Genomic DNA, 12,221 nt, shown 5'->3' on the forward strand with positions numbered 1-12,221 from the left:
TAGGTACGCAAGCCTATCCATTTTTCATCTCTTTAGTAGTATGTATAGTAAAATGAGCTAATTTTTTAAGTGAGTTTATAAAATAATTGCTGCATGTTGTCCTTTTGTTTGTATTTTCCCGTATTTATACATGCCACGATAAAAATTCTCTCTATCTAACATGCGTTTCACTTGTACTTTCGTAAATTGTTTACCTTTCGCTGTGCAGTAGCCTTCTACATTCAATTGTTCTGCCAATTGGGTAAGTGACCAATGTTTAAAAATGTGTCTTAACTCAAATAGTCTACGTACAACTACTGCTTTCCCAGCATCTACTTCTAACACCTTTTGTCCTTTTTTGGCCTTGTAGCCAAAAAGTACGCCACCACCTGCATATCCACCTCGTTCAGCCTTCTTCTTTCTACCTCTACTTAACTTCAATGCAATTTCAAGTCTTTGATATTGGTCTAATAGTTCTAACATGCCATTCACCAAAAAGTCATTTGGATCATGTGTGTAAATACTATAGCTTGATTGTTCAATTGCCTTCACATCTACTTCATGTTTCTTTAGTTCTCGTTGTATCAATACTTTCGCCATATCAGAGCGCCACAATCGTGATGTATTCAACACAACAACATAGCTTACTTGTTTATACGCCATATCGGACAATAGCTCTTGTAGTCCATCACGTTCAACTGTTAATCCCTCTTCATCAACAGTCGCTCCGCTTAATCCTCTATCTTCATACACACGAAGTAGTTCTAAATTATTTTCGTTACAGTAACGTTCAATCTCTTCTATTTGATACGCTAAACTATACCCATCACGTACTTGTCCTTCCGTTGAAACTCGTATGTAACCAACTACTTTCTTTCCCATCATAAATCCCCTCCCGTTACAGTAATTTGAGTCCCTGTAACGTTTATCCGTTTTTTTGCGGATAACGTGTTCGTAACGTAAATCCGTTAAAACGTACTTTACGATGACTTCAAAACATAATACAACCCTTTATTTTTACAATAGTTTTTTCTCTAGTAGTGTCGTACACTGTACAAAGCCACTACAGTTTATAAAATTTAACACTTAATACATTTATAAAATTATACGTTTACCAACTTATTTCTACTCTAAAATGCAAAAAAGCACTTGTTGCCATAATTGACAATCAAGCGCTTTAAGTTCATCTGTTTTTAAGTAGCTTTAATTTATAAGTTTTATAATAATAGTATGACACCTTATATATATCGTGACAAATATTAATTTAAAACTAACGAGCTTGTACGAGTTCGTTAATTTTATGTCTCTTCCATGCGTTTATATTCATCTTTCGGTAAAATGTCATCTCACCTAAGCTCGCACCTCGTTTTCTGTTCTATCATTGTACGTAATACTCCATGATGGTACAACCATCATGGGTCTCTACTTTTAAACCACTTATTGTTTTTCTTTCCACTACAAATATACTTTATTTTTTATCTGGTGAATATACAATTATTCTCCCTTGTGGATATTCACCTTCCCATCCACAAGGCCATCCCCCAAGCTTATAAACCTCAAAGATTCTTTCATAAAAATTATCAACTTTTCCATTTACTAAACGATTTAGTGCACACATATGTAAATCTCCAATTATTTCTTCAAAAATATCAATATATTGTAATACAAAATCACCTGGATAGTTCTCAGATGATTGAATAATCTCCCTTATAGGACGCTCCATAGAGTTTAAATCATGCTCATATAATTGTCCTATTATTTCCCCACCTTCTGAGGATTTAATATCTTCCCAAACGTTTTCAACCTCATCCAAATCTTGAGACCATGCCAATTCTTGTGCTCTTTCATACTCATTAACCATAACAACATCACGATTTAGAAGGTTTTCATTATGAAAAAGTTGTAAATTTGTAATAAAATTAATAACCTCTTCGACTAATTGAGTGTTTTTTCCGTACTTCATTTATTTATCCACCTTTCCCAAAGTTCTTCAGTAGCACCGCCACCTCTTTGCCAAATCTTTATTTCTTCATTTAATTTTGTTTTGTAAAACTTCTCAATACCAATTTCTAATACCTTTGATTTGTATAATGGCAAGCCACTTTCTGTACCTTTTTTTAATTTTTGTTGCAATTCAAATACTTGTTGTTCCAACTCCTTAATACTTTGATTGATATTTAATTTATCTAACTGATCTTTAACCACATTATTATATACACTATGAAATCCTCTATGCCTAGACAAAGCACTTGGATCTTTTGCTGGTATCGGTAAAAATATCCCGTTATCAGCATGATCCATATCCATTCCAATTTTCTTTAATACCGGATGATTTCTTAAATTTTTAGGTATTATATGTTGCGCCTGATATCCTTTCCGTGATGCAGAACGTGGAAGCCCCATGGATTCCAATAAATTTTGCCCTAATTTTGTAGAACTACCTCCTGTAACCTTTCCAGGGGTACCTGGAATAAGTCTAGTAGCTTCACCCGTACCCTTAGCCACACTACCTTCCTTACTAACTCCTGAACCACCACTACCCTTAGCAAGTTGATAAGCATCATCCTTAGCTGCCGTACTTGCCTTTGAAAACTTTCCAGCTACTTCTCCAACAGTTGAAGATTCTATATAAGGAAGCTTCATTCCTATTCCAGTATCCACCGTCCTAACTGCTACTGGAATAGGAGTATTTTTCATAGCATCTAGTGCATTCTTTAAAGTCTTATTTTCCCTAGGCGATTGTACCACATTATTTCTACACTAAAACAAAAAAAGCACTTGTTGCCTGTAATCGACAATCAAGTACTTTAAGTTAATATATTTTTAAGTATCGCTAATTTTGTAAGTTTTGTAGTACAGTTTGACACCTTTTATATATCGTGGCAACTACTACGTTAAAACTTACGAGTTTGTACGAGTTCGTTAGTTTTATGTCCATCTCATGTTTTTATATTCACCACCATGTAAAATGTCATATCGCCTAAGCTCGTACTTCGTTTTCTATTCTATCATTGCACACAATACTCCATGATGGTACAACCATCATGGAGTATTTACTTTTTAACAGCTTATTCTTATTCTTTCCACTTCAAAAATAAATTCTTTTTCGTTTACTTGTCTTATGTGAATTCTTTAATTTCTAACCCTAATTGTCTATACCTTTCAATACTAATTAACCCTCAAATTATAGATTTCCTGCTAACATTAAAAGGATCTACGTTATTTTCCTCTAACAAATCTTCAAATTTTTCTGTTCCGTATTTTACAAAACATTCATATTCCGACTGGGAAATAAAGAATGCTAACAAAATTTTACCATCTTGATCTTCACTTCCAGTACGTACATCACCATATTCTTCTGGAAAAGCGAATGGTTCAGTAAAGTAAACTGCACTTTTATTATATTTTTGAACAAATGATTTATCAATACTTTCAATACCACTAATTGCTGTTCCTCGTCCTATTTCTATTCCATTACCTATACAATAAAATAAAGCACTTGCAAGGATATACCCTGTACTATTAAATGCCCCATCAACTACCATTGAAATTTCAACATTATCCCCTACTATTTCTTCATATTTACTGAGTCCAAGTGTATTAAAAACTAAACATTCTTCAAATACATTTTCATATTTTAAAATTTGCATACTCGGAAGCTCTTCATTATTTTTAAAAACCTCTCGGTCTATTGGATCACCTAAATATTTACTATAATGGTCATAATAAAGCTCTCCGTAATTTATCATTCTTTTATCTCCCCTTTATATGTTCCTTCTATTCCTTCAAATTTATGACTTATATTACATTCATGACATTGAACCCTTAGTCGAGCATTATATTCATCCAATACTTCTTTTCGTGTTGGTTTTACTTCACCTGTTTTCATACTTACAACTCTTTCTGCCCAAGTATCTGGATAATGATCTAAGTCATATCCAATTCTTTTTACTGGTCCATTTTTAGTATTAATGGTAATACTATCTGGAATATCTTTTCCGCACGTAGGACAAATCATTTTTCCTGTTGCATTTTTTGGTGCTTCACTTTCTGCTTTAACACGAGTACCTTTTCTAAAACTACTTCTCTTATACAAACTATCAGTTTTTTTAACTTTTGTACTACCTTCACCCGTACCCTTACTAGCAAGAGAAGCCTCTACACCCTTAATCTTATCATCTATAATCTTATTACTTTCTGTATGATGCTTATTCACCCAGCTTTGGAAATCTGTACCACCTTGCTTAGATATTAGTAAGCCATTTCCATCAACTTCAAAACTTGCCGATTTGGCTGTCCTATCATCTATGCTTTTGGCTATTTTTTCGCCAAATTGATACATCTTTTCATTTCCGGATTTCTCCATTTTAAGGCTCGCTAGTTTCAAACGGTCAAGCATAATAGCTTTATTATCACGCAATGATTGTACCACATTTTTACCCAAATTTGGATTAAAACCAGGCATTCCTTCTTTGAATTTTAATAATTTGGCTAAATCAGCTAATTCACTCGTCCCTTTGAATGCTTTTACTCCTTTTCCTACTGCTCCAACAACTGGGATTGCGTCTAATCCACCAAAAATGATGTTTCCTACCCGCTCTTCTTGGCTCAATTTCCGGTGTGTTCCCCAGTCTTCTCCGTCGATACCGCTTTTTATTTGTACACCTCCGTATACTACTGCGGCAGCGGCCCCGAGTGGTGGACAAAGGATTGTTGTGATGATGATTCCTACGCCTATTCCTATGTCTCGCACCATTTCTAGTTTTTTCTGTTCATCTTCTATCGATTTGTATTCAAATCCTCGTGTGGATGGGACTACTTTCTTGTATTCTTCATAATTTAATTTTGCATCTGGATTTTGTTTTTTTAGTTCTTTGTATTCTGCCCTAAGTACGTTATCAAATGCAGGAGAATCTCTAAAAATATCTTCTACTGTTATTTTATCTTTCTTCTTCTGTATTGTTTGTGGTACACTTCCGTAGCCCGCATGCGCACCTGGTAATACTGTCGTTGTTGTGGAGCCAATTCGGTTATTTGTTTCAAAACTGAGAATAGATGTATCTCTCACTTTTTGAGCGAATTTATCCATTTCTACTAAAAAAGGTTTATCTATATGTTCAGAGACTAATCGCCCTGCTTCTCCGCAATATTTTTGTAATGTCGTATAACTATCAAGTAATTCCCCGATTTTTTGCGATTGATCTTTAGGATTAAAATGTATACTACCATCCGAGTCTAAATCTCGTATTCTTCCATCAATTCTTTTTAATGATTCATTTGCTTCCCGTAATTTCATGAGTGCATCTTTTGTAATTCGATTCATACCATCTCCCATGTTTTGCCATGGTTCAGGTCTATATTTCACATCCATCTCGTTTTCATCCCCCCAGCCGTATGGTGATTTCTACAACTTACTTAATATTTCACGTAATTGTTCGTCCTTTTCAAGCATTTCTACACATACATTCCCTACAACTGTCGCTGACCTAGAATAGTGTTCAGCCAATTCTAGTGTTTTGTGTAATATATCAGGATATTTTTCAATTACTCTCATCGCTTCACCTTTTTGATAAAAATCACAGCTTAATAAACTCTCAATATTCGTTCCAATGACGTCTACATGGATTTTATATATATTTTCTAACTTCATTACTATATCTAGTAGTTCTTGAAAATTAACTAATACTTCTTCTCCACCACCAGAACCACTATCTCCCATTGATACTTGCATTATTGAATACCTCCTAACGAGAATTGTCTCGGGTCAATTAACTTTTTATATGGCATTTTTAACACGTCATACAATTTCTTATTAACCGCATAGAGGCTCACCCAGTCATATCGATTACGATCTACATCTATTTGAACGAAATCTTCTCCTTCAGTAAAATATAAGAAACATTCCCATTTTCCTCCTCTATTACTTCGAGGCCTCGTATACGTTTCTATCGCTATAACGTCTTTATTTGATAAATCTTTTTCCTCAAATGTTTGTTGTTCTGCCTCTGTCATTCTCTTTGAGAAAAATGTATCTTCTATTTCCCTCGGTTCTCTCAATAAGAAAGGGATGCGTGTTAATAATGAAAAATATACGTCTGGCTTTGGTATGTAGTCGATCTCGTATTTTTTATTTGGCTCTATTTCCGTTAATACAGCCACTCGGTCTTTATCCTCTTTTAAAAAGCCAATTAATACATTATTCATTCTCGTGTATTCATGACAATTTTCATATTCCTTTAATAGTTCAATTATTTGAAAAGCTGCAGGGGTAATTCCATTTTCACTTGTAAGTAGGCCTTTTTCTTTTAAACTCGTAGTTGCTTTCGTGACACATTCTGCATCAAGTAAAATAATTGCGTCACGGTTTGGCAATCCAAATATATCGGTAACCCCAGCTGCACCTGCGAGAACATATAATTCAGCAGGTGCAAAACTCATTTCTTTCCCCATTCTTTTATCCCTCGTTTCTCCATCACAATTGTTTTATCGCCCTTACTTCCGATTTATCTCCGTACGTTTGAATGCTTTTATCTAACTCTTTCAAAGCTTTCGTATGTCCTTCAAATGCCTCTACCATTTCTGAATTATATTGAATGATCAAATCAAGATAACTTAAAAATGCATCTCTCGTTTTTCCATTCCATTTCGCACCTGTGACATATGCTTTTAAGTCTTTCGCTTGGTTTAAAGAATCCTTCATACCATTTTCAATGTTTTGTGCGTAAGAAATGGCACTTGCAGTGTTACTTCCTATAATTTCAACCTCTTTACCACTCATGTTCGTTCCCTCCATTCTTTGTATACTTAATGGATAAGTTTTTCAATTTCCTTTTTCTTTTCTTCAAAAGCCTTGGTCGCTGCAGCGTATGCTGACGCTTTCTCCGATTCTGCTTTCGCTTTATATTCCAAATACTTTGCATAAGCTGTACTTTTTGCAGATCCAATATCGCTTAATGCACTTTTAAAATAGGATACTAATGTATGTAATTCTTCATCCTTTTCATGACGTTTTTGTTCAAATTCAACTGCCGGAATTTTATTAGCTTCTAAACCATTACTTTTACTCTCATACTCTCTCTTTGCTGATTCAGCCTCTTGAATGAATTGCTTTAACTCTCTTTCTTTATCTTTTAAATAATCGTGTAAATCATCATACCGATCTCGTTTCCTCGCACTTTCTGTAAAACCAGACGCATTTAAAAAAGCATTGTACAATTCATCTAACATCTTTCTCCCCCTTTAGCACAATAACTATGTAGTTAAATTCGTATATTTAAACATGAATATTCATTACATTAAGAATTAACAAATAATTTTTTTTACATATTGCTATTTTATCAAAGGGATTTTAACATTTCCATATTTTATGAATGGCTTTCGCATTTTTCTTCAATAAAGTGAAACTTTAATCAATATGACTATGTATTTATGTGCAGAAATAATAAAAAACACTGCCAGGCGCAGTGTTTTTTATTACTACCTTTTATCCAATTCATTCATATTAAATCCTTGCTTGAGAGTAAGACCAGTTCTTTCTTATTTCATAAACAACTATTTCTGGATAATCCCAATGAAGCGTACGAGTAGGCTCCCTGATTCGTTATACTATTCCTTGGGCTGTTTTGTTTCTATATTCATTCCAATATTTTGGCTCAGTCGCTCTTTAAAGAACGATAGAAAAAGGATCTGATATGAATATCAGATCCTCAACTTTAATTTCTTAATACATACATCTTTTTACACGATAACTGGTTCATACGTGCTCAAATTATCATACTCAGTTTTTACAATACTAGGCGGAAGGTTAACACATCCTCAGATTCACCTTTTCCTGTAGCAGTGCATAATGTTTAATAAAATTAAAGCATATTTTTACTTACCAGACTTAATTTTTTCGTTATATTCTTCTAAAGTTAACCCTTTTTCTTTTAGATAAACAGCAACTTCTTTTCCTACATAACGATAGTGCCATGGCTCATACTTAATGCCAGTAATATTCTCTTTATCTTTTGGATAGCGGAGAGTAAATCCATACTCTGCAGCATTCTTATCTAACCATTTGAATGCATCGGTAGTTTCAAATTTTGCATTTAAATCTTCTACAGTATTCTGCCATTCAACTGAAATAATGTCTAACGCTAATCCAGTATGATGTTCACTTGCACCAGGATACTGAAGATATTCCAACGCCTTAGCACTAGCCTCTTTATCCGACAAGCCTTGAGATTTATAGCTTTTAACTGAAGCATCATAATAGGTTTGTTGTAATTTTATAGCTCGATAACCTGATCTTAAATAAAGATTGATTCCCTCTTTTTTTGCAGCTGCTACCATATCCTGATAGGAAGTTGCAATTCTACTATCTATTTTCATATTCGGCTTAGCATTTTGGGTAATACTTGTTAATTCAATTCCTAGTTCCTTTGATAACATATGCTCTCTATTTACAAGAATAATTCTCCAATCATTAGGATCAGAGATAGGTAAAACATCTTTTTTATTCGCATGTATCTCTTTTTTATTTTTATCGTTATTATTAGTAGTTTCCTGAGATGTTTGCTTTCCACTACAAGCAGCAAGACTCCATCCCATTGCCAATACCAATGCTAAAATTATAAATTTTTTAATTGTATCTCATTCCCTTTTTGTTTATTAGTCTTTATACCAATTTCCCAACACGTCTCTAGGAATCTCCTTAAAATCCTTCAAAGAAACGGGGCCGACAAATTTTTTAATTCCATGTTTTTTAGAATCTTCATCCGAATAATCTTTTAAAAATTGAATTTTAAATTGTTTCTTACCATCAGCGTAGTCGGTTACTGTCGGTACGATTGCCGCTTGTCGTATACCAAAAGTTTTATCTTCATACTTAACAAATTGTACATAAGATAATCCTCCAACCAATGTTTCTAATTTTTCTTGCGCAGAAATAAGATTTCCAAGAGAATAATAGATTAGCGTTTCATGTCCCTCTTTATTTTGTTTCCACTCAATTGGTTGAATTACATGTGGATGATTTCCAATTACTACATCTACACCTAAATCTGTTAAATATTGAGCAACTTCTTTTTGTTGCTTTGAAGGTGTTGAGGTATATTCTACTCCCCAATGCACCATAACAATCACCATATCAGAGCTACTCTTTGCCTTTTCCACATCATTTTGTATCGCTTTTTTATCAATTAAATTTAAAGCCCAAGACTTATCAGCCGGAATTTTAATTCCATTCGTACCATATGTATAATTTAGTAACGCAAAGCGAATACCATTTTTTGTAATCGTTTTTATTTCATTACGCTCGTTTTGACTCTCATTCATGCCTACTGGGATAACATCCGGATATTTCTTCCAGTATTCTCTTGTATTCGCAACACCTTTAATACCCATATCCATAGCATGATTTGTCGCTTGAGTCACTATATTGAATCCAGTGTCCACTAAAGATTGTCCTACTTCTTCAGGTGTATTGAAAGTCGGATATCCCTGTACTTTTAGATTATTTCCTGCAATTGGAGTCTCCTGGTTCACGATAGCAAGATCACTTGATTTAACAGCTTTTTTGATATTTTCATAAATATAGTTATAATCATATGAACCGTCTTTTTGTTTGCCATCTTTAATTACTGCGTCATGATATAAATTATCACCCGTTGCTATTAAATTCACAACCGATTTTACTTTTTTATCTTCCGTAAAATTAGGAGACTGTTGGATAGGACTCTTCTCTACCCAATTTGGTGCTTTTAATGATGTATCTATATTAGATTCAGCCGGTGGTAATGAAGCTTTAGATGTCTTAACATCTGTATTACCACAAGCAGTTAAAAGCACTAAAAAAATAAGACATAATAAAAAAAACTTTTTACTTCTCTGTAAAGTATCTAACATGTGATCCTCTTTTCTGTTTTATTACTTATAACCAGTTCTAACAAATCATTCTTTAAAACAACGTATTTTGGTTTTACCCTTAATTATGGAAGGACACTCTGTTACATTTACTTCGGAATATACAGATAATCATTTTCCATTCTCTAGCAATCTATCAATTCCATCAGAATTGATAGATTGCTAGAAAAACATGATCCATCAGGATGTCGACTAGTTTCATATACCTACCTGTTCCAATTGCAGTAACTCGTTTAATCTAAACAAGATAGAAGAATAGTTCATATAGCCTCTTCTCTTGCTTTACGTTTGTGAGTGGCTCCAAAAAGAGGGGATCGTTGCTGTACCCCCTTTAAATATTATGGAATCATTGTAACTAATTTCTTTACGTTAAGCGACAAACATTATACCGATAACGATAAGTAAGACCCAAGAACTTATTTTACCAATATACAAAAAAAGTAGCAATCTTTTGACCCATATAAAGAAGCCAATTAGGAGAAATGAAAGGAAGATTCATTTTAATTAATTCCTTCCTTCATTGATTAATAAAAAAACAAGCCATCCAGCTATTGGATGGCTCTATACGATAAAGAGAATTTGTTATTGGATTACTTCAATTTCCCTTCAAAAACAATCTTCCTACCGCACGGCTCAACTACTGTTTTGCCGTCTTTCTTTACTTCATGAAAGATCGGCTCTTCCATACGACGAGACGGAGCGTAGCCTTCTTGTTCCATACGTGCTAAGCAGTCTGTAATTGTTTCATTTTCTAGTACTTCAAATTTCTTTTTATTAGGTTGTTTTGTCATGCCCTAACCTACTTTCTATTTTTCTTGATGCGAATTGATTCTTCATGTAGACCATATATAACATTGCTAGAATTCCCATTATAATCATAACCGCAATAAAAAAGCTTGTATACTGTATTTTTTCTATAAATACGCCGCCTAATACAGGCCCCATAATACTTCCTAAACTAAAAGCGATTCCGGATAATATATTACCTGCCGGTAGTAAATGTCTCGGTAATAAATCAGTCATAAATCCAAGCCCTAAAGAGAAACACGATCCAATAACCATACCCGCTAAAAGCATGCAGGCAAAGACAATCCAGTAATATTGATCAAATACGGCGGCAAGTAGAAAAATTCCCGTACTTATGCTAAACGTCCACGTTAATATACGGTCCCTTCCGTATTTGTCACTTAATATACCGAGCGGAATTTGTGTAATAATACCCCCAACTGCAAATGCTGGTAATAAGAAGGATACATCTGAAACAGACCACCCTTTACGAAGTGCGTATACTGGTAAGTTACTGTTTAACATTGCTTCAAGTACGCCATATGCAAGTGGACCTAGCAGTGCAATCCATCCTAATCCAACAACTTGTTTATAACGAGAAAATGATGATTCACTCTTCACTTCTCTTTCATCTTGCGCTGGGAATGCATTTTTTGTTGGAAGTAGTAAAAGCCAACCTATTAAACAAAGTACAGTAGATATAATAAATGGTGTCGCAAGACCGTACTGCACAGTGCTTGCTAAATACGGACCAACGGCAAAACCAATTCCGAAGAATACACCGTATATCGATACTTGTCTCCCTATTTTACTTGGGTCCGATGTTGTCGTGATCCATGTTTGTGTTCCGACATGAAGCATATGATCTCCGACTCCAACTAGAAATCTAAGGATAAACCATACCCAAAACGAAAATGTTTGTGTAAAAAAGAATAATGAAATAATAACGAGAAACCCACCTATAACAATAATCGGCTTCATTCCAAACCTTTGCATCGGTTTTTCAAGAAACGGCGAAATGACTAATATCCCAATGTACAATGCCGTCGCATGAATACCATTAATACTTGAACTAACCCCTTCTTGTTCAAAAATCATTGCAATGGCAGGTAAGAGCATTCCTTGTGACAAACCCGAGATTGCTACAATCCCAACCATAATCCAAAAAGTAAAACGCATTGACATCCCTTTCCCTCTCCTTCTCACGCTTCCACTTTTCATTATAAACTGTTTCTTCAAATGCGTGTACGAATATTCGCAATAAAAAACAAGCTAAAAGAATGAACCTTTTAGCTTGTTATCTTATCCTTCCCAAACTTGCGCTTTCACATTGTAATGAAAGTGTTTAAAATATGGATTTTCATAAAATGATGGTCCATATAAGTAATGTTGCATATGAACTGTTAGTGGCTGCTGCATTTGTAAAGGAACTACAGCTGGTGAAACTTGCATATACATCGGATCTATCATTATTTTTGTATAGATATGATGATTATATGGCGAATAAGCGATTAAGGATGGTTTATGCATTGATAATCTCCCCTTATACA

The 12,221-nt window shown here is 34.2% G+C and carries 14 protein-coding genes; all 14 read right to left on the reverse strand.

Annotated elements, in window-relative coordinates; genetic code table 11:
• Nucleotides 1–75 precede the first annotated feature (75 nt).
• Nucleotides 76–861, reverse strand: a complete 786-nt coding sequence (locus ACLBXA_RS08315) for a recombinase family protein (protein ID WP_000516939.1) — start codon at nucleotides 859–861, stop codon at nucleotides 76–78.
• A 586-nt stretch (nucleotides 862–1,447) separates the two neighbouring features.
• On the reverse strand, nucleotides 1,448–1,942 hold the full coding sequence (locus tag ACLBXA_RS08320; protein ID WP_000873545.1) for a hypothetical protein: 495 nt from the start codon (nucleotides 1,940–1,942) through the stop codon (nucleotides 1,448–1,450).
• Nucleotides 1,939–2,727 (reverse strand): AHH domain-containing protein, encoded by a 789-nt coding sequence (locus ACLBXA_RS08325; RefSeq protein WP_447617167.1) that lies wholly within the window; start codon nucleotides 2,725–2,727, stop codon nucleotides 1,939–1,941. The genes ACLBXA_RS08320 and ACLBXA_RS08325 overlap by 4 nt, the downstream gene beginning before the upstream one ends.
• Nucleotides 2,728–3,158: 431 nt before the next feature.
• Nucleotides 3,159–3,728 (reverse strand): suppressor of fused domain protein, encoded by a 570-nt coding sequence (locus ACLBXA_RS08330; RefSeq protein WP_000611567.1) that lies wholly within the window; start codon nucleotides 3,726–3,728, stop codon nucleotides 3,159–3,161.
• Nucleotides 3,725–5,350, reverse strand: a complete 1,626-nt coding sequence (locus ACLBXA_RS08335; RefSeq protein WP_000382751.1) for a GH-E family nuclease — start codon at nucleotides 5,348–5,350, stop codon at nucleotides 3,725–3,727. The genes ACLBXA_RS08330 and ACLBXA_RS08335 overlap by 4 nt, the downstream gene beginning before the upstream one ends.
• A gap of 33 nt (nucleotides 5,351–5,383) precedes the next feature.
• A complete protein-coding gene (locus ACLBXA_RS08340) occupies nucleotides 5,384–5,710 on the reverse strand; it encodes a hypothetical protein (protein ID WP_001198201.1) in 327 nt (108 codons plus the stop codon).
• The gene (locus ACLBXA_RS08345; RefSeq protein ID WP_000514121.1) at nucleotides 5,710–6,429 is read right to left on the reverse strand and encodes a DUF5081 family protein; all 720 of its coding nucleotides are present in this window, start codon (nucleotides 6,427–6,429) and stop codon (nucleotides 5,710–5,712) included. Before ACLBXA_RS08345 ends, ACLBXA_RS08340 begins: the two co-directional genes overlap by 1 nt.
• 22 nt (nucleotides 6,430–6,451) lie before the next feature.
• Complete coding sequence (locus ACLBXA_RS08350; protein WP_000014535.1) at nucleotides 6,452–6,757, reverse strand: WXG100 family type VII secretion target; 306 nt, start codon at nucleotides 6,755–6,757, stop codon at nucleotides 6,452–6,454.
• Nucleotides 6,758–6,783: 26 nt separating this feature from the next.
• Nucleotides 6,784–7,206: a hypothetical protein gene (locus tag ACLBXA_RS08355; RefSeq protein ID WP_000883468.1), complete on the reverse strand. Its 423-nt coding sequence runs from the start codon at nucleotides 7,204–7,206 to the stop codon at nucleotides 6,784–6,786.
• Between the two features lie 645 nt (nucleotides 7,207–7,851).
• Nucleotides 7,852–8,583 (reverse strand): M15 family metallopeptidase, encoded by a 732-nt coding sequence (locus ACLBXA_RS08360; RefSeq protein WP_000241993.1) that lies wholly within the window; start codon nucleotides 8,581–8,583, stop codon nucleotides 7,852–7,854.
• A gap of 48 nt (nucleotides 8,584–8,631) precedes the next feature.
• Entirely contained in the window at nucleotides 8,632–9,867 is a 1,236-nt protein-coding gene (locus tag ACLBXA_RS08365) for a CapA family protein (RefSeq protein WP_000887594.1), read from the reverse strand.
• A gap of 608 nt (nucleotides 9,868–10,475) precedes the next feature.
• Nucleotides 10,476–10,676, reverse strand: coding sequence for an NETI motif-containing protein (locus ACLBXA_RS08370; RefSeq protein ID WP_000166303.1), 201 nt, complete (start codon nucleotides 10,674–10,676; stop codon nucleotides 10,476–10,478).
• Complete coding sequence (locus ACLBXA_RS08375; RefSeq protein WP_000062804.1) at nucleotides 10,660–11,856, reverse strand: MFS transporter; 1,197 nt, start codon at nucleotides 11,854–11,856, stop codon at nucleotides 10,660–10,662. Before ACLBXA_RS08375 ends, ACLBXA_RS08370 begins: the two co-directional genes overlap by 17 nt.
• A 117-nt stretch (nucleotides 11,857–11,973) precedes the next feature.
• Complete coding sequence (locus ACLBXA_RS08380) at nucleotides 11,974–12,201, reverse strand: hypothetical protein (RefSeq protein WP_000549501.1); 228 nt, start codon at nucleotides 12,199–12,201, stop codon at nucleotides 11,974–11,976.
• Nucleotides 12,202–12,221 lie beyond the last annotated feature (20 nt).

Source organism: Bacillus sp. D48C (genome assembly GCF_053345735.1).